The organism is Gemella sp., assembly GCF_057272915.1.
Genome location: NZ_DBHIUF010000025.1, coordinates 1 through 20,134 on the forward strand (window position 1 = coordinate 1; position 20,134 = coordinate 20,134).

The following is a 20,134-nucleotide window of genomic DNA, read 5'->3' on the forward strand; positions in this document are numbered from 1 at the left end:
CTGGTTTTGGTTGTGGAGTCTCTGGTGTTTCTCCTGGTTTCGGTTGTGGAGTCTCCGGTGTTTCTCCTGGTTTTGGTTGTGGAGTTTCTGGTGTTGCTCCTGGTTTTGGTTGTGGAGTCTCTGGTGTTTCTCCTGGTTTCGGTTGTGGAGTCTCCGGTGTTTCTCCTGGTTTTGGTTGTGGAGTTTCTGGTGTTGCTCCTGGTTTTGGTTGTGGAGTCTCTGGTGTTTCTCCTGGTTTTGGTTGTGTACCACGTTTTACAACACGAGTTACAGGCTCTGTTGTTGCTGTTTTTGGTTCATTTGCAGTTACTTCACCTGTTGTTGGGTTTAGTTCATAAGTAGTTGTCTTAACAGTTTCTCCATTGACACCTGCTGTCACTTCTCTCTCTTCCCCTTCTGGAATTGAGTTGTCATCCTCATAACGTGTTTCAAATGGAATTGGTGTTTTCTCTACTTTTGGCTGTGTTCCCTTTTTAACAACACGAGTTACAGGGTTTGTAGTTTCACTTGTTGGCTCATTAGGAGTCACTTCACCTGTTGTTGGGTTTAGTTCATAAGTAGTTGTCTTAACAGTTTCACCATTTTTACCAGCTGTTACTTCTTCTTCTGTTCCTTCTGGAACTGAATCATCACGTTGATAAGTTGTTTCAAACGGAATTGGTGTTTTCTCTACTTTTGGTTGTGTTCCGACTACATAAATATCATCCTTTTTATCAGCATGTTCTCCTTCGTTTACATGAATACGATAATACTTAGATAATACAACAGTACCATCATCATTGACTATATTCTCTTCTGAATTTGGATTTACCGTTATAGGTTTATTTGACTCAACAATGGTATCAGAACTATCAATAAGTCCGTCAGCTCCCGCTGGTCTTCCTTTATAAAGATTATCTGGATTAGCCGGGGTACCATTACTTGCATCAAGACGGTGAGGATATTTAGGATTAACTTCACTCACTTTAGGTTCAACAAAGTTTGGATCATCAAGTGGGTTTCCTGCATTTTCATTTATAGTATCGGCATCAGCTCTTTTATACTTCTCATCAATTTGATTATCATCATCTTTATCATATAATTTTTCAAATAGATTTTCTAGCTTATTACCTTCTTCCTCAAAATGATCTTCTATATCTTCATTTGTCAAATTATCATTTGGCTCTGCTTTTAAAATAAAGCTCCTACCATTATAACCTTTTTCTTTCAAAACAGGTTCATGACTTTCTACTGTATCATCTCTTTCATACCTCTTTCCTTTAGGTACGAAAACTTCATACCCTTCTGATGCACCAGATATATTGTCAATTTTATTAGCTCCGGGTTCCGAAGTAGTATCACTCGCATGAGCATTATTCGATGGTACAGTTACAGCAACACCTAAAGAAATCATTGTCCCGATAATGCAGGGTCCAAAATACTTACCTATTTTACGAAATGCATACTTTTTATATTTATTGATATTTTCATTAAAATTATTCATTAATTAAGCACTAGGTATTAACTACCTTTTCCCTTTCATATATATTTTAAAATAATAAATAATCAAATCACGATAAAAAGATTTATAAATACTTATACTTTCTATGTATGATTCAAAATATAATATCTATATATTTTTCACTTTTCATATATATATATATATATATATATATATATTGAATTATTATACCTTAATTTTTTCTTGTTTTCAAGCAAACGAACTTGAAATTTTATAATAAAAATATTTTTCATGAAAGCGGCTCAAAAATTGGGATTTCTTAATAAATAAAATTTTGTCAAATTATGCTTGCAAAATCTAAAAAGCCTTCATAAAGTAAATTTAGATATCAATGAACCCTTACGTCTATGAGTTATAGTATACACTATCATAAAACAAGGGGAATTCGCTGATTTTATTGTAAAATATTTTTTGATTTTTAACATTTTCATCAAAAACCATTCGAAAAACCAAGAAAAGAATTTTAATCAATCTTTTCTTGGCTTTTCTTTATGCTTTTGGGTCAGTGACTTTGTAATATCATCTAATATAATTGTATTAATCTGTACTTTATGCATCACAGCTTACAATTACATTCTATAATTTATATTAATAAATATCAAATTTCCAAGTAAGTTATTATTAAATATTAGCTAATAATTCGTCGAATGCTTTATCGATATTGTCTTTATTTTTAGCCCCTGCTTGAGCCATATCCGGACGTCCACCACCACGTCCATCACATACTGTTGCTAGTACGTTTACTAATTTTCCAGCATTGTATTTATCAGTGATAGCTTTGTCTACAGCTACTACGAAGTTTACTTTATCTTCATTTACTGAAGCAAAGGCAATTACATAGTTCTCTAATTTAGACTTAGCGTTGTCAACAAGTTGTTTTAAGTGATTCATATTTTCAGATTCAACAACGCTTGTCAATACGTTAACTCCATTAACTTCTTTAATATTATTTACTAAGTTGTTTAATTCAGCATTAGCAATTTTTTGTTGTAAACTTTCTTTTTCTTTAGATAGTTTCTTAATATCAGATTGTAATGAAGATACTTTTTCTACTACATTTGAAGCATTAGCTTTTGTTAATTTTTCAACAGAACGTAAAGTTTCTTCTTGTTCTCTTAGATATTCGTATGCAGCTTTTCCTGTTAGGGCTTCAATTCTACGAACCCCTGCAGCTACACCTGATTCAGAGACAATCTTGAAGATTCCTACTTCAGCACTGTTAGCGTTGTGAGTACCACCACATAATTCAATAGAATAATCTCCGATAGAAACTACACGAACTACATCTCCGTATTTCTCACCGAATAGTGCTTGTGCTCCAAGTTTTCTTGCTTCTGCGATTGGCATCTCTTCTGTTTTGATTTCTAGTGCATTCCAAATTTGTTTATTTACTTCTTGCTCAACTTTTTCAATTTCTTCTTTTGTAAGTGGAGCAAAGTGAGTAATATCAAATCTTAGTTTTTCATCAGTTACTAATGATCCCGCTTGTTTAATGTGAGATCCAACTTCATGACGAAGTGCTTCATTTAATAAGTGAGTTGCTGTGTGGTTTTTCTCAACATTTAATCTATAAGCTCTGTCAACTTCTAGTTTATATTCTTTACCAACTACTAATTCCCCTTCTAGTACTTTTACTAAGTGAATGTGACGTTTATCTGGAAGTTTCTTAACATCTATTACTTCTGCTTTGAAGCCTTCTGCTAATACTAAACCTCTATCAGCTACTTGACCTCCACTTTCAGCGTAGAATGGAGTTCTTTCAAATACAACTTTTACAATTTCTTCACCTTTATAGTTTTCTAATAAGTTATCTTCTTTATCAACTATAGCTAATAGTTTACCTTCATCTGTAAGTTTAGTATATCCAGTAAACTCACTGTCTCCTACTATTCTGCTGTATAAGTCAGATTGTACTTGCATTGAAGAATCGTCTTGACGTGAAGAACGAGCACGCTCTTTTTGTTTTTCCATTTCTTCATTAAATCCATCGATATCTACTGTTAAACCTAATTCTTCAGCATACTCTTCTGTTAATTCAATTGGGAATCCAAAAGTATCATAAAGTTTGAAGGCATCCTTACCTGAGATAACTTTTGTAGTATCTTTAACTTCTTTAGCGATGTTATTTAGGATTGTTTCTCCTTCATGAAGTGTTTCATGGAATCTATCTTCTTCTTTAAGAATTACATCTTTAACAAAGTTTGCACTTTCTTTAACGTTTGGATAGTAATCTTCCATAATTTCAGCAACTACATCAGTTAGTTTGTACATGAATGAATTGTTTAAACCTAAAACTTTTGCATATCTTACTGCACGACGTAATAATCTTCTTAAGATATATCCACGTCCTTCATTTGACGGTAAGGCACCGTCAGCTATAGCAAATGCTACTGTTCTAATGTGGTCAGCGATAACTTTGAAAGCTACATCTTGCTCTGCATTTACACCGTATTTAGCACCCGAAAGTTTCTCGATTTCTCTAATAATTGGAATGAATAAGTCAGTATCAAAGTTTGTTGGCACATCTTGCAATACAGATACTATTCTCTCTAATCCCATCCCTGTATCTATGTTTTTCGCAGGAAGTTCTGTATATGTACCGTCAGCATTGTGGTTATATTGACTAAATACTACGTTCCATACTTCAAGATATCTATCGTTTTCTCCACCTGGATACATCTCTTCTTTTGGTGACCATGTGTCTGCGTCTTCTCCGCGGTCATAGAAAATCTCTGTGTTTGGTCCTGATGGTCCTTCACCGATATCCCAGAAGTTACCTTCAATACGAATAATTCTTTCTTCTGGTAGACCAATTACATTTTTCCATAAATCATATGCTTCATTATCCTCTGGATGAACAGTTACTGACAATTTTTCTTTTTCTAATCCTAACCATTTTTCAGAAGTTAGAAATTCCCACGCCCAAGGTACTGCTTCATTTTTGAAGTAGTCACCGATTGAGAAGTTACCTAACATCTCGAAGAATGTGTGGTGACGTGCAGTTTTACCTACATTTTCAATATCATTTGTTCTAATTGATTTTTGAGAGTTCGTAATTCTTGGATTTTCAGGTATTTCTCTTCCGTCAAAATATTTTTTAAGAGTTGCTACTCCTGAGTTAATCCAAAGTAAAGTAGGATCATCTACCGGTACTAAAGAAGCACTAGGTTCAATTTTGTGCCCTTTTTCTACGAAGAAATCTAAGTACATTCTTCTAATTTGTGTTGATGTTAGTTGTTTCATTAATTATTTCTCCTTTCAAGCTAACAAATAAATAAAAAATCCCTTGTGTAAAATTAATTACACAAGGGACGACTATAATCGTGTTACCACCCTAATTCGAGTACATTGTACTCCTCATTAGTTTTTATAACGGCTTAAATGCCGATGAAGCACTACATAGGTAGCATAAAAGTTCTATTATGAATCCTTTTCACCGCTAGATTCTCTCTGTTAAATAATATACTTAACTTTTAATTCCTAAACTTCATTGTATATGTATGTTATTATAAACAGTAAAGTTACATTTGTCAATAGATATTACTTAGAATTTCTCATTTCAAACACAAGTTTTATCACATACTTTATTTAAAACTTTTTAGTATAGCTAATTATTTATAATCTTCCTTATTTAACCACCTATATATTTTCATTACATTCGGTTGTAATGGTGTAAGTCTAACATCTCTTTTCAGTAAAGACAAAACTTTTCTAGCTTTTTTATCCAGTTCTTTTACTACATGTTCACTAGTAACTTTTAAATGATTTCCACCAATAGTATATTCTCTTTCCACAAATTCTTCTGTTATTGGAAACATGTCTTGAATGAGAAAAACACTTTCTTTATTATTATCCAATTTTGCGATATGTAAAATATCACATTTAGTTCCCTTTTTCTCTTTGTTTTTTATTATTTTTTTATACTTCTCTAACTTACTAGACACAGGTATAATCCAATATATACCTGTCTTTAAATCTTCAAAACAATAATAATGCGGTCTATTCCCTTGTTTATTCCCTTTTAAAAAAGGATCATTCACAATATCAAAAAAATTTTCTTTTATAATATAAAATCCTGTTTTTTCCATTTTTTATCCCCAAAAAAAGTCCTCGCGATTAAGCAGAGGACTTTACTTTCAACCCAACCACTTTTATTCCGCATGTTGGTCAGCGGTAAACTTTCAACCCGACCATTTATATCCCACATATCGGTCAGTGGACTTCTACTATTTTTATAATACCTTATTTTATTTTCATTGTCAATAAATAACGATTACTAATTATCTATCTTAAATACAGTTATCCTTGAAAATAATAAAAAATGTATCCACAAATAAGGATTATCAAATAACAATTTATTTTTAAAAAAACTTTATTCAATAATTATAGTTAAGTTAAGAGAATGTTTAAAGTTACTTAGAATTTCTTATTTCAAACATGGCTTTCTTTTGCCAAAGCTTCATATTTTGTTTTAGCGTATCAAAACCATATTGAAAATTCAAAGTATCTAAACTATTAATTTCTTTTTTATCAGTATCTTTTTTTTGTTTAAAGTTTAATGTTGCATTAATTTTATTATCTTTAATAGATAATACCTTCACCTCTAAAATTTCATCTTGTTTAATATAACTGCTTATATCAAAAATAAAACAATTTGTAATTTCAGAAATATGAATTAACCCTACCATTTTATCTCGTGTTTCTATAAAGGCACCGTATGGTTTTACCGCTGTTACTTTAACCTTTATAATATCGCCTGGACGAATTTCTCTATAGCTCATTTTTAATTTTCTCTACAACTGCTTCAACTGTAAATCCGTATTCTTCGATTACTTTATTCGCAGGGGCAGATGCTCCAAATTTATCAATTCCGATAGCTAATCCATCTAAACCAACATATTTGTACCAAAGAGCACTGTTACCCATTTCTAATGATACACGACGACGGATATTTAATGGTAGTAATTCCTCTTTATACTCTTTAGATTGTTCTTCAAATAATTCTACTGATGGCATACTTACTACGCGTACTTTAGAACCATCTTTTTCTAGTTCACGTGCTACATCAATTGCTAATGCAACTTCTGAACCTGTTGCGATTAAAATAGTATCGAAGTCTGCTGCTGTTTCATAAACAACATATGCACCTTTAGCAACTTTTTCGAATGAAGAATTTTCTAAGATTGGTAGGTTTTGACGAGTTAGAACAATTGAAGTTGGTCTATCGTTAGTTTTTTGTGATAAGTACCAAGCAGCTTGTGTTTCAGTCGCATCCGCTGGTCTGAATACATAAGTATTTGGTATTGTTCTTAATGATGCTAAGTGCTCGATTGGTTCATGTGTTGGACCATCTTCACCAACTGCAATACTATCGTGAGTAAATACATATGTTACTGGTAGATTTTGTAATGCTGATAGTCTTAATGCACCTTTTAGATAGTCTGAGAATACGAAGAATGTACCACCGAATACACGTACACCACCGTGTAACATCAATCCGTTTAATACAGTAGCCATTGCAAATTCACGAACACCAAATTGAACATTACGTTCTGTTCTGTGTGCATCATCTTGTAAGTTATCACCTTTAATAAATGTCATGTTCGAGTGAGAAAGGTCAGCCGAACCTCCGAAGAATGTTGGTAATACTGCTGCAACACTGTTAATAGCATCTTGAGAAGAGTTACGAGTTGCTTGTGCTTCTCCTACATTTTTAAATGAAAAACTTTCTTTAGATAAGCGGCTGATATCTTCACGAGATAGAACTTCTTCTAATTCTTTCGCTAATTCAGGGTATGCTGCTTTATAATCGGCATATAATTTTTCCCATTTAGTATATTCATTTTCTCCGCGATCTGCAACATTGGCTTTGAAGTCAGCGTATACATCTGCAGGGATATCGAATGGTTCATTTTCCCAACCGATTTCTTTTCTGAATAATGCAGTCTCTTCATCACCTAGCGGAGCTCCGTGAACACCATTTGTTCCTTGTCTATTAGGAGAACCAGCTCCGATAATAGTCTTAACTTCGATTAATGTTGGTTTATCAGATTTTTTGGCTTGTTCAATTGCAACATTAACCGCTTCAACATTTGCACCATCTTCAACTAGAATTGTATTCCAACCATATGCTTCATATCTAGCACGAACATTTTCTGAGAATGCATCTTTAGTTTCACCATCTAAACAAATATCATTTGAATCATATAATACTACAAGTTTATTTAATTTTTGCACCGCTGCAAAGCTTGATGCTTCAGAAGCAACACCTTCCATGATATCTCCATCACCACAAATAACATAAGTATAGTGGTCAAATAGGTCATATCCTTCTTTATTGTATTTAGCAGCTAAGTATCTTTCTGCTAAAGCCATACCAACTGCAGTAGAGATACCTTGACCAAGTGGTCCAGTCGTAGCATCGATACCTTTAGTGTGCCCAAACTCAGGGTGTCCTGGTGTTTTAGAACCCCATTGACGAAAGTTTTTAACTTCTTCTAATGATACATCTTCAAATCCTGATAAATGTAATAATGAGTATAGTAACATTGATCCGTGTCCTGCTGATAATACGAATCTATCTCTGTTTATCCAATCTGTTTTCTTAGGGTTTACTCTTAAATGTTTAGTAAATAAAGAATAAGCCATCGGTGCCGCACCCATTACTACTCCAGGGTGTCCTGATTTCGCTTTATTAATCGCATCAACACCTAAAACTTTTATCGCGTTAACTGATTTTTGTGACATAAAATGTCCTCCTAAATTATAATTCTATTCTACCAGATATAGCTCTTGATAAAGTAACTTCATCAACATATTCAATATCACTACCGAAAGAAATACCTTGAGCTATTCTAGTAACTCTTATATCTGTATTTTTTAAATATCTCGAAATAAAACTCGCTGTTCCCTCTCCCTCTGGTGAAGAGTTGGTAGCAAGTATTATCTCTTTTACTGTTTCATCTTGTGCTCTTTCAAAAAGAGATTTTATATTAATATCTAAAGGACCAATTCCATCCATCGGAGAAATTAATCCATCAAGCACATGATACACTCCCCTATATTGTTGCATATTTTCCATAGCAACTAAGTCGTTATCATTGGCAACCACACAAATAGTCGACTTATCTCTACCAGGATCCGAGCAAATATCACATATATGCTCTTCACTAAGTCTTCCACACACTTCACAGTTAGTTAGTTTTTCTTTAAGATTTACTAAACTATCTGCGAAGTTTTTAATATCATTATCATGCATTTTCAAAGTGTGAAATGCCAATCTTACCGCTGTCTTCTTCCCTATTCCTGGTAATAAAGAATAACTTTCTATTAAATCTAAAATTGGTTTTGGATATTGCATCTTATAACCCTGGGATACTTAATCCGTTTGTAAATTTACCTAATGTTTCTTCTTTTAGTTTAGTTGATTTTTCTAATGCATCATTTACTGCTGTTAACACTAAATCTTGAAGCATTTCAATATCTTCTGGATCAACTACTTCTTCTTTAATTTTAATATCTAAAATTTTACCATCACCATTAGCAATAGCTGTAACCATACCTCCTGATACAGTTCCTTCAACCGTTTGATCTTTTAATCCTTCTTGGGCTTCTAACATATCTTTTTGCATTTTTTGCATTTTTCTCATCATTTGTTGCATATTTCCCATTCCGCGCATAATATTTCCTCCTAATGTCTAATTATATTATAATTCTATTTAAAATTTTACAACTTGTCAATAATTTGCAATTTATTTCAAATTATTTCAATTTCTTTCGATGTTTTTTTCAAATGTTATTTCTAATCATTTGTTTCTACAATTATGTCTCCAAATAGTTCATCTATTTTCGTAAGATTCGGTTCTTCAACTTCAAAATTTTCTTCGGCAATTTCCTGTACTGGATTTTTCAATTCATCTTCCAAGACTTCATATTGATGATCTTGTAAAGTATATAAGGTATAATCGACACCTATAAATCTCTTAAATAGACTCTCTAAATATTTTTTATATTTGGAATTTGGTGCCATTTTTACCATATTATCTACTTCATTAAATACTAGTAAACCTCCTTCTTTTGAAGAAGCTATTAGTTTACAAGATTTAAATAATTCGCGCATCGTCGCTACTTCTGAATTATTGGTATTTAAACTCTCATTGATTATCCTAATAAAAACATTTGATGCATATTCTGTAAGATTAGGACTTGATTCCTTCATAAGATTAAGTATTTTATCTTTATCTTTAATTATTACTTCTTTAATTTCTTCTTTCGGAGTACTATCCCAACCTAATTGTGCTTGCTGTTTCTCATCAACGTTATTATTTATTTTACTTTGTATATTAAGTTGAATATTACTATTCTGTGAAATTTCATTTATATTATTTATTTCTGTTCTTAGTTGGAACAATTTATCTTCTAACATTTTAACTCTATTTTCTAAGTCAATAGTTCTTGTATTTGATACCGAACTATCTACACTAGTACTTATGTTAGTTTCAATAGTATTAGCTTCTTTAGAACAAATTTTCACAATACAAATTTGCATATAACTCATATATTCCGTAGAGAATCTAATAAATTGTTCTGTTTGTGATAAATACTCTATTATTTTATAGAAGTAGTCAAAGCTAACACGCTCTATCTCTGATGCTATTTTTTCGACATTATATGCAGTATGATTAGTATTTTTTAAATTTTTATATACTATAATGTCTCTAGTAACATTTATTAAATCATTCAGTAACAATTTTGTATCTTTTGCTTGAGCTACAAATTCATTATATTTTAATAGTGATTTTGTAATGTCTCCCTGTAATAAACCTCTATAAAATTCTAGTATATCATCTTCACTTATTGATGAAGTAACTTCTAGTATATGATTTAACGTTATCTCTTCAGAATAATTAGATACTTGATCTAGTATGCTAATAGCATCTCTCAAACCACCTTTAGCAAGCGTAGCAATTTTTTCAATCGCCGCTTCTTCTATAACTAAACTTTCTTCTTTTGCAATATATTTTAACCTGTCTATCAGTTGTTCTTGAGATAAATTTTTAAATTCAAATCTTTGACATCTTGATAAAATTGTTGCAGGTATTTTATGAATTTCAGTTGTAGCAAGTATAAAAATTACATGTGCCGGTGGTTCTTCTAATGTTTTTAATAAAGCATTAAACGCAGCAGTAGTCAGCATATGTACTTCATCAATAATATATACTTTATATTTACCTTCCGTAGGTAAAAATTTTATAGCTTCTTTTATATCACGTACTTCATCAACACCATTATTACTCGCTGCATCAATTTCTATTATATCAACATTCTCTTTTTGATAGATTTCATTTCCATTAACCTCATTTGCGAATATCTTCGCAATAGAAGTTTTACCAGTACCTCGAGAGCCATAAAATAAATAGGCATGACTAATTTGATTCTTGTCAATTGCATTTTTCAAAACAGAAACTATATGATTTTGACCTACAATATCATTAAATGTTTGCGGGCGATATTTCCTATATAATGCTTGAAACATAATTACCTCCTAAATTATTTTAACTAATATATTATACCATATTTTCAACATTACTTATAGTAAAAAAAGACTAAGAAAAAATTCTTAGTCTTGACGAATGAGTTCATCGGCTTCCACAAACCATCTACCGTTTTCTTTTTTTACATATATATATATATATATTTCGTTTATTTCCACCACCTTTTAATTTAACTTTAGCACTATTTTCATTAATTGATTTTACTTCTCCAATCTCCATATCACTAAATCTTTCAGCTGTTTCTTTTTTATAAACGTCACCTAGGTTGTTTAATTGTTCTAAATGTTCAGTTCTACCTTTATCACTTTTAATGTTCATATTATTTACCAATTTTTTTAAATCACCATCTTTTGCTGCAGACATATAATTTTTCGCCGCTTCTTCCGGTGTTGCTCCGCCTAATTTTTCAGAATCACCATCTTTTATTGCAGATATCCCATTTTTCACAGCTTCTTCAGGTGTTCTTCCGCCTAGTTTTCCACTGCCACTAGAGAACATAAATATCATTAATACAACCAAAATCGCAGCAACTGCCGCAGCAGTTATATATCCTATCATTTTACTATCCATCTTAGGTCTACGATTCATAGGATTAAAGTTTTGGTTATTACCAGATTGTGGATTTTGTCCATTATTTCCTTGCCCTCTATATTGTTGGTTATTCATGTTATTATAAGGTTGATTTTGACCGTTATAACCCTGTCCTCTGAATTGAGGGTTATTCATATTATTATTTTGAGGTGATTGAGCATTATACCCTTGTCCTCTATATTGTGGATTATTCATATTATTGTGCGGTTTATTTTGACCATTTGAATATCCTTGAAATTGTGGATTATTCATATTATTTTGAGGTGATTGAGCATTATACCCTTGTCCTCTATATTGTGGATTTTGATTGTTATTATACCCCTGATATTGTTGATTATTATACTGTGGATTTTGTCCATTATAACCGTTTCCTTGGTATTGGTTGTTTTGTTGAGGATAACTTTGATTTGGATGATGATTTTGAGGAACTCCATTTGGATTTACATTTTGTCCTCTATTATTCATAATAACTTTCTCCTTTTATTTTGTGAAAATTGTAACTTTTATAAGTTTAATAAATGCAATTCTTTTTTTATCTTATTATACTTTAAGAATACTGCATTTGTCAAAGATGCCAACAAAGTTAAAGAATAATTGTAACAGTTCCTATAAACAAATATAATATAAAAAAGTAAATCAAATAATTTAATTTTTTATTAAATCAATTGATTTACCCTTTTATAATTTATTATATAATTTTATTATTTCAAATTATAACTCTAATATAAACCATCTACCGTTTACTTTTTTCGCATACATAGTTCCTGGATCTCCATTAACTTTCACTTCAACTTCAGCACTATTTTCATTAATTGATTTTACTTCTCCAATCTCCATATCACTATATATTTTAGCTCGTTCTTTTTTAGTACCATCATCTAGGTTGTTAAATTTTTCTAAAGCTTTAGTTCTAGCTTCATCACTTTCAAAGTAAGTATTATTTATTGCTTTTTTATAATCACCATCTTTCTCTGCAGATATCACATTTTCCGCAGCTTTTTCAGGTGTTCTTCCGCCTAGTTTTCCACTGCCACTAGAGAACATAAATATCATTAATACAACCAAAATCGCAGCAACTGCCGCAGCAGTTATATATCCTATCATTTTACTATCCATCTTAGGTCTACGATTCATAGGATTAAAGTTTTGGTTATTACCAAATTGTGGATTAAATTGATTAGGATTATTGTATCCATTTTGATTACTGAACTGTGGATTATTCGGATTACCAAATTGTGGATTTTGGCCATTATTTCCTTGCCCCCTATATTGAGGGTTATTCATATTATTATATTGTGGATTTTGTCCATTATAACCCTGTTCTCTATATTGAGGGTTATTCATATTATTATTTTGAGGTTGATTTTGACCATTTGGATATCCTTGGAATTGTGGATTATTCACATTATTTGCTTGTGAATTTTGGTTTTGATATGGATTTTGATTATTTACATTTCTATTAAAATTTTGTGGATTTTGTCCATTATAACCGTTTCCTTGGTATTGGTTGTTTTGTTGAGGATAACTTTGATTTGGATGATGATTTTGAGGAACTCCATTTGGATTTACATTTTGTCCTCTATTATTCATAATAACTTTCTCCTTTTTATTTCGTGAAAATGGTAACTTTTATAAGTTTAATAAATACAATTCTTCTCAATGATTTATTATACTAGAGCTTTAGTCTTTTTGTCAACGATATATAAAAAGTACCCACTAATTACAAAAATGCAATTTAACAAAAGCGTATATCACCAAAAAAATAAAAGATTATCCGACTAGATAATCTAATTATTAAACAGAATATTTTTTCTTTTCAAGATAAATTACTACCATAATTGATTTTTCTTTAAAAACCATCTTCCATTATGCTTTTCTACAATTAAAAAACTTCTACCATCATTTATTAAGTATTTTTTATCCAAATTGTCTTTTTTATTTATTTTCTTAAATCTAACTATAAACGTATCTAAATCAATCATATTAACTTCTTCTATTTCATTATCATTAACGAAGGACTTTAACATATCCAACTTATATTTTTCTTCTTTGGATATTTTCTTGGATTCTTGAGCAGATTCATCTTTATCTTTTTTATTGTCATAGTAGATATAATCAAACATTTTTTCAAATTCATTATTTCTTACAGTTTTCATCCATCTTTTTACGGGTTCTTCAGGTGTTCCTCCACCTTCCCTTTCAGTTAAAACAATTGAAAACACAATTATCAATACTAATATGATTACAGCTAATAACCTTTTATTTTTTGATTTATTATTTAATTGTCTCTTAAAACTAATAAGTCATATTTATTTATCTTTTATATAAACTTTATAGAGCATTAATTAATCTATATTTAATTTTATTTATATGAATTAAAATAAAATTAAATATAATCCAACTACTAGGCAACCAACACCAGTTATTTGTAAAATTCTCCCAGTTATTTTACTATCCTTTGCATACTTTTCAATATTTTCTGATAACTTCGCTTCTTCATAACTTATGCTGATACCACTAATTAAATGAGCATTATCCCCCCTTAGAATATACTTGGCTATAATAAAGAATACCCACGCCATATAAAACATCATAAAAGCTATTGCATAATCTATATATTCACTAGGCAAAAGGATAGACGAAAAAATTAAGATTTCACATGGTAACATCAGCAAAATCGCTGTACTTGTTTTCATAGTAACACACCCCTTTTGTACTTCACTTAGATATACTATATTTCAATTTTATTATACAATAATAAAACAACAATGGTCAAAACTTACCCCAAAAAAACTCTCCTTACTGTAATTTCTATCCAGTAAAGAGAGTCATAAGTAATACGATTATCTCGTTTTATTTTCTATTGTTAATTTTGAATTTCAAGAATAGATCGTTGTAAAATTGAATCATTTTAGGATCTAAGTCTTCATAAACTTCAGCTCTATTTCCAAAACTTTCTAAATCTGGATAAAATTGTTCATCACTTGTTGTTTCTTCTGATAACAATTCTTTAGCTTTAGCATTAGGAGTTGCATATCCAATAAATTCAGAGTTTTTCGCTGCATTTTCTGGTTTTAACATAAAGTTAATAAATTTATATGCAGCCTCTTCATTTTTAGAAGTTTTTGGAATTACTATATTATCAAACCATAGGTTAGTTCCTTCTTTAGGTAATGCATAAACCATATTTTCATTTTCTTCCATAATTGATTTTGCATCACCTGAGAATACTACTGATACCCACGCTTCATTGTTAATCATAAGCATTTTCTTCTCGTCAGAGTTAATTGCTTTAATATTTGGGTGTAGTAACTCTAATTTTCTTTCTGCTAGGTTTAGGTTTACCTCATTAGTATCATTTACAGAGTTTCCTTCTGATTGAAGAGCAATCCCCATCATTTCACGTGCACCGTCAATTAATAATATATTATTTTCTAAACGTGCATCCCAAAGGTCATTCCATTTTTCAAATTTAAGATCTTCAGGAACTTTAGTTTTATCATAAAGTATTCCTAGAGTTCCCCAGAAATAAGGAATTGAATATTCATTATTTGGATCAAAACTTTTATCTCTAAATTGTTCTTCAATATTATCAAATCCTTCAATTTTACTATGATCTAATTTTTTTAGTAGATTTAGCTTTTTCATCTTTTTAATCATATAGTCAGATGGAATAACTATATCATACGGTGTAGATCCTGATTGAATTTTTGTTAACATTGCTTCGTTAGAGTCAAATGTTTCGTACACTACTGAAATTCCAGTTTCTTCCTCAAACTTTTTAATTAACTCTGGATCAATATATTCACCCCAGTTGAAAATTGTTAAAGTTTGTTTATCACCACTATTTGAACTATTTATATAATTACGACTATATAATAATCCTAAACAAATAACTAATATTGAAATTGCTGAAATAAGTAATTTTTTCATATTATCTTACCTCCCTTTTTAATTTACTAGTATTGATTACATAATAAATTAATACCGCTACAACAACAAAAATAGTTAAGACTGTAGATAAAGCATTAATCTGTAGGTTAATTCCTTGTCGTGCCATTGAGTAAATTTCAACAGAAAGTGTTTGGAATCCATTACCTGTAACAAAGAACGTCACCGCAAAATCATCTAAAGAATAAGTTAATCCCATAAAGAATCCTGCCCAAATTCCTGGTGTAATATAAGGAATTACAATCTTACTCAATACTTGTGGGAAAGTCGCCCCAAGGTCTATTGCTGCATCAACCATACTTCTTGGCATCTCATATAGTTTAGGCAAGACCATTAATACAACTATCGGAATACTGAATGCAATATGAGATAATAATACTGACCAAAAACCTTGAATACTATCTAATCCTGTGTACTTAGAAATGAAAGTAAACATTAATAAGAATGAACATCCGATAATAACGTCAGGACTTACAATAAGAATATTATTCCCTACTAAGAAAGAATTTTTCTGTTTGTTAGATTTTAAAGAATATATTCCTAATGCTCCTAGTGTTCCAAAGATAGCAGAGAATAATCCGCAAAGCAGTGCAACTACTATCGTGTTAATTACAATAACCATCATACGCGTATTTTTAAATAAATCTACATAATGTTTCCAAGAAAAACCTTCGAAATCAATCATTGTCTTACCTGAGTTAAACGAGTAGTATGCTAGGTAAATTAGAGGTATATATAATATTGCAAAGATAACCCCTAAATATATTTTTGAAGTTAATTTCATTATTTTCTACCTCCAAAATTAGTTTTGTCTTTAGTATTTGTAAGAACCATTATGATTCCCATTACTACTATTAAGAATACCGCGATTGTTGAACCTACTCCCCAATTTTGAGTAACTAAGAAATGCTCTTCAATAGCTGTACCTAAGTTGATAATTTTATTCCCAGCAACAAGTCGTGTAATCATGAATAATGATAGAGCTGGGATAAATGTTACCTGAATACCAGTTTTAACACCGTTAATGCTAAGTGGTAAAATAATTTTTAAGAACGTAGTTTTAAAATCTGCACCTAAATCATATGATGCTTCTATTAAGTTTTTATTCATACCAGATACCGAGTTATAAATAGGTAATAACATAAATGGTAAGAATATGTAACTTGATACAAAAATAAAACTAAATGAATTAAATAGTAAACTTTGAGAACCTATACCAATATACTCTAAGAAACTATTAATTGTTCCATATTCACCAAATAGCCCTAAAAATGCATAAGTTTTTAATAAGATGTTAATCCATGTTGGTAAGATAATTAATAGAAGTAACAGTTCTTTATGTTTACTTTTATTAATAGCAAATGCTAATGGATAACTAATTACCAAACATATAAGTGTAATTAGAAACGCATACCAGAAACTATACAATGTCATTAATACATATGTGCTACTAAAGAATATCTTATAGTTTGCAAATGTAAAGTTTCCATCGATATCTCTAAAAGAATAATATACTATTAGTAATATTGGAAATACTACAAAAAGTAACATCCACATTACATAAGGAATCATAAAAAATGAGCGTGTTTTTTTATTGAACATTCTTTATTCCTCCTCTTCATATGATTCAAGACGAGCATCAAATTCTTCTTCAGTTTCTCCAGGCACCATGATATGTATTGCTTCAGGATCAAAGTTTAAACTTACAGCTGCTCCTGGTTTTGCTTGTTTTGTTGAATGAACAATCCATTCATTATATTGATCATCTAAACAACAGATTTCATAGTGAACTCCTCTAAATAACTGTGTATCTACTACTACACTGATTTTACCTTTATCTGCACTTGTAATTTCTAAGTCCTCTGGACGAATAACTACTTCTACACGTTTGTTTTTATCTAAACCAGCATCAACACATTCATATTGTTTACCATAAATTTCTACTAAATAGTCATCTAGCATAACAGCATTAACAATATTAGATTCACCAATGAAATCAGCTACGAAACGGTTTACCGGCTCATCATAAATATCAGTTGGTGTACCACTTTGTTCAATTTTCCCGTGATTCATTACGAAGATATAGTCGCTCATCGCTAGTGCTTCCTCTTGGTCGTGAGTTACATAGATAAACGTAATCCCTGTTTGTTGTTGAAGTTCACGAAGTTCATATTGCATCTCTTGACGAAGTTTTAAATCAAGTGCTGATAGTGATTCATCTAACAGGATAATTTCAGGTTCATTAACAATTGCACGAGCTATAGCAACACGTTGTTTTTGTCCACCACTCATCTCACTTATATCACGATTTTCAAAGCCAGCTAAGTTAACTTGCTTAAGAGCTTTTTTTACTTTCTTATTAATTACTTCTTTCTTTTCATTTTTAATTTTTAATCCAAAAGCAACATTTTCAAATACATTCATGTGTGGGAATAATGCATAATCCTGGAACACAGTATTTACATGCCTCTTATTCGCAGGTAGATCATTAACTACTTTATCATCAAGTAGTACGTCCCCTGATGTTGGACTTAAAAATCCACCAATTAATTTTAAAATTGTACTTTTACCACATCCACTTGGTCCTAGTAATGTATAGAATTTCCCTTTTTCTATTTCTAAATCAATATTCTTTAATACATGTGTATTACCAAAAGACATGTTTACATTTTTAAATTCAACAATATTTGCCATTATTTTCTCCTTATAAATACGAATTAGTTGCTACAATTAATACTTCACATTCTTCATCAAATGGATTTGATATTCTATGTTCTGATGTAGCTAAAAAATAAAAACTTTCATGAGTCGAAGCAATAAACTCCTCATCACCTAATCTCAATTTACATTTCCCCTTCAGTACATAACATAATGTTTCTGATTCAGAAGGATCAAATGTTTTATAATTACTATTTTTATCTAGTTTCAATATAAGTGATTCCATCTCTTTTTCATTTGATTCTGGAACCAACCATGTAAGTTTATATCCTTCATCAGTTTCTTCATAACTAGTTTGATCTTCTAAAGAATAATATACTTGCTGACTAGTACTCTCCTTATCAAAGAAATCTTTAGGAGCACATCCAAGAACTTGGAGTATATTAAAAAATGTTTCCATTGATGGTGACGCTAAATCACGCTCAACTTGAGATATATACCCTTTACTAAGGTCTGTACGTTCCCCTAACTCTTCTTGGGTGAGGTTTTTTTGGATTCGTAGTCTCTTTAATCTTTCACCTATAGAATACATAACTTCTCCTTTCTATAGTTAATAAGTTATTTTGTTTAGCAATATATAACTTTTAGTTAATTTTGTTTATTACTATCTAACAAAACGTCATTATTGTTTACCATTAGTAAACTTATCGTTATTTGAGTTTGTTTATATTAAACTCTTTGTTTAGTATGATTAAATCATAAGTAATATATTACTATATTTTTAAGTTAAAATCAAGTTAAAATTATCTTATTTTTCAACTTTTTAATTATAATAAATTTTATCAGCAAAACCTATTATTCTTTATTATCTTAACGTTTTAGTATATAATGGTACTATTAATATAAGAAAGAAATCAAGGTACCATAATGAAATTTAAAATACTACAACCCTTCGCATCAGTTGAGGTTTATTTAAGTCAATTTTTGAAAGTGTCTAAAAAGAATATACATACAATTAGAATGCAAAGTCATCATGATAAACAAACAATTAAAGTTAATGGAAAAGAAGCGGATTTAACATCAAGTTTATCTACAAATGACTCACTAGAAATAAATATAGATTTAGCTACATCTAAGTACTTATCAAACACAGCCGCTACAATAAATAAAGAATACGAGGATGATTATATTCTTGTTGTATCAAAACCATTCGGTATTAAAACTCATCCAAATGATATAGAAGTTGAAAATGATACGTTAGTTAACTATTTAATAGCGGATTATAACTATCTAGAACCTATTCACAGACTTGATATAGATACTTGCGGTTTAGTGATTCTAGCAAAAACTCCTCTAATCAAAGCCAAACTAGACCAAATGCTTGAACAAAGAGCAATTAAACGCTACTATACAGCACTAATAAAAAACAATATTAAACCGCAAACTATTAATACTAATATAGGAAGAGACAGTAAAGAAAAAAACAAAATGGCGGTAACAAGAAATGGGAAGAATGCTATTACTAATATACTTGAATGCAGTAAATTAGATCAAAATAGATTTGCAGTTCTTGTCTCACTTGAAACAGGTAGAACTCATCAAATAAGGATCCATTTAGCTTCTATAGGAGTCCCAATAATCGGAGATAAATTATATTCGAAAGATGGCTATAAATACACTAAAATGTATCTAGGTGCATTAAAAGTAGTTTTTCCACACCCTGTTACAGGAAACACTTTAGAAATTCAATCATCAATAGAAACAGAGTTTATACAATAACAAAAGAAAAACAGATGCGTATCATTACACATCTGTTTTCTTAAAAGGCTCATCAAAAAATCGGACTGATGGAAAAAATCAGTCCGATTAAATTATATAC

General features: G+C 30.5%; 18 protein-coding genes. 1 reads left to right on the plus strand and 17 read right to left on the minus strand.

Annotated elements, in window-relative coordinates:
* From ACO6OL_RS07715 to ACO6OL_RS07795, 17 genes are all read right to left on the minus strand, one after another.
* Positions 1 to 1,483 (minus strand): G5 domain-containing protein (locus ACO6OL_RS07715; protein ID WP_485502728.1); only part of this gene is annotated, 1,483 nt, incomplete at its 3' end.
* Positions 1,484 to 2,122: 639 nt separating this feature from the next.
* The gene (gene alaS, locus ACO6OL_RS07720; RefSeq protein WP_485502729.1) at positions 2,123 to 4,744 is read right to left on the minus strand and encodes an alanine--tRNA ligase; all 2,622 of its coding nucleotides are present in this window, start codon (positions 4,742 to 4,744) and stop codon (positions 2,123 to 2,125) included.
* A gap of 368 nt (positions 4,745 to 5,112) precedes the next feature.
* Complete coding sequence (gene cptIN / locus ACO6OL_RS07725) at positions 5,113 to 5,589, minus strand: type III toxin-antitoxin system CptIN family toxin (protein WP_314161022.1); 477 nt, start codon at positions 5,587 to 5,589, stop codon at positions 5,113 to 5,115.
* A 324-nt stretch (positions 5,590 to 5,913) separates the two neighbouring features.
* A complete protein-coding gene (locus tag ACO6OL_RS07730) occupies positions 5,914 to 6,282 on the minus strand; it encodes a S1 RNA-binding domain-containing protein (RefSeq protein ID WP_485502730.1) in 369 nt (122 codons plus the stop codon).
* Positions 6,272 to 8,248 (minus strand): transketolase, encoded by a 1,977-nt coding sequence (tkt, locus tag ACO6OL_RS07735; protein WP_485502731.1) that lies wholly within the window; start codon positions 8,246 to 8,248, stop codon positions 6,272 to 6,274. Before tkt ends, ACO6OL_RS07730 begins: the two co-directional genes overlap by 11 nt.
* Before the next feature lie 16 nt (positions 8,249 to 8,264).
* On the minus strand, positions 8,265 to 8,861 hold the full coding sequence (gene recR, locus ACO6OL_RS07740) for a recombination mediator RecR (RefSeq protein WP_485502732.1): 597 nt from the start codon (positions 8,859 to 8,861) through the stop codon (positions 8,265 to 8,267).
* 1 nt (position 8,862) lies between these two features.
* Positions 8,863 to 9,180: a YbaB/EbfC family nucleoid-associated protein gene (locus ACO6OL_RS07745; RefSeq protein ID WP_003144870.1), complete on the minus strand. Its 318-nt coding sequence runs from the start codon at positions 9,178 to 9,180 to the stop codon at positions 8,863 to 8,865.
* Positions 9,181 to 9,302: 122 nt separating this feature from the next.
* Positions 9,303 to 11,036 (minus strand): DNA polymerase III subunit gamma/tau, encoded by a 1,734-nt coding sequence (gene dnaX, locus ACO6OL_RS07750; protein ID WP_485502733.1) that lies wholly within the window; start codon positions 11,034 to 11,036, stop codon positions 9,303 to 9,305.
* A gap of 124 nt (positions 11,037 to 11,160) precedes the next feature.
* Positions 11,161 to 12,111 carry a hypothetical protein gene (locus ACO6OL_RS07755; RefSeq protein ID WP_485502734.1) on the minus strand — a complete coding sequence of 317 codons (951 nt, stop codon included), beginning with the start codon at positions 12,109 to 12,111 and terminating at the stop codon, positions 11,161 to 11,163.
* A gap of 246 nt (positions 12,112 to 12,357) precedes the next feature.
* Entirely contained in the window at positions 12,358 to 13,236 is an 879-nt protein-coding gene (locus tag ACO6OL_RS07760; protein WP_485502735.1) for a nuclear transport factor 2 family protein, read from the minus strand.
* 239 nt (positions 13,237 to 13,475) lie between these two features.
* On the minus strand, positions 13,476 to 13,868 hold the full coding sequence (locus ACO6OL_RS07765; protein WP_485502736.1) for a hypothetical protein: 393 nt from the start codon (positions 13,866 to 13,868) through the stop codon (positions 13,476 to 13,478).
* A gap of 153 nt (positions 13,869 to 14,021) precedes the next feature.
* Positions 14,022 to 14,342, minus strand: coding sequence for a hypothetical protein (locus ACO6OL_RS07770; protein ID WP_485502737.1), 321 nt, complete (start codon positions 14,340 to 14,342; stop codon positions 14,022 to 14,024).
* Between the two features lie 157 nt (positions 14,343 to 14,499).
* The gene (locus tag ACO6OL_RS07775; RefSeq protein WP_485502738.1) at positions 14,500 to 15,579 is read right to left on the minus strand and encodes an ABC transporter substrate-binding protein; all 1,080 of its coding nucleotides are present in this window, start codon (positions 15,577 to 15,579) and stop codon (positions 14,500 to 14,502) included.
* Position 15,580: 1 nt separating this feature from the next.
* Positions 15,581 to 16,381 (minus strand): ABC transporter permease, encoded by an 801-nt coding sequence (locus ACO6OL_RS07780; protein WP_485502739.1) that lies wholly within the window; start codon positions 16,379 to 16,381, stop codon positions 15,581 to 15,583.
* A complete protein-coding gene (locus tag ACO6OL_RS07785; protein ID WP_314160912.1) occupies positions 16,381 to 17,199 on the minus strand; it encodes an ABC transporter permease in 819 nt (272 codons plus the stop codon). The genes ACO6OL_RS07780 and ACO6OL_RS07785 overlap by 1 nt, the downstream gene beginning before the upstream one ends.
* A gap of 3 nt (positions 17,200 to 17,202) precedes the next feature.
* Complete coding sequence (locus tag ACO6OL_RS07790; RefSeq protein ID WP_314160913.1) at positions 17,203 to 18,291, minus strand: ABC transporter ATP-binding protein; 1,089 nt, start codon at positions 18,289 to 18,291, stop codon at positions 17,203 to 17,205.
* Positions 18,292 to 18,301: 10 nt separating this feature from the next.
* Entirely contained in the window at positions 18,302 to 18,847 is a 546-nt protein-coding gene (locus tag ACO6OL_RS07795; RefSeq protein WP_485481814.1) for a helix-turn-helix domain-containing protein, read from the minus strand.
* A 335-nt stretch (positions 18,848 to 19,182) separates the two neighbouring features.
* Between ACO6OL_RS07795 and ACO6OL_RS07800 the strand changes: the two genes are divergently transcribed.
* Positions 19,183 to 20,034, plus strand: coding sequence for an RluA family pseudouridine synthase (locus ACO6OL_RS07800; protein WP_485502740.1), 852 nt, complete (start codon positions 19,183 to 19,185; stop codon positions 20,032 to 20,034).
* The last annotated feature ends 100 nt before the right edge of the window (positions 20,035 to 20,134 follow it).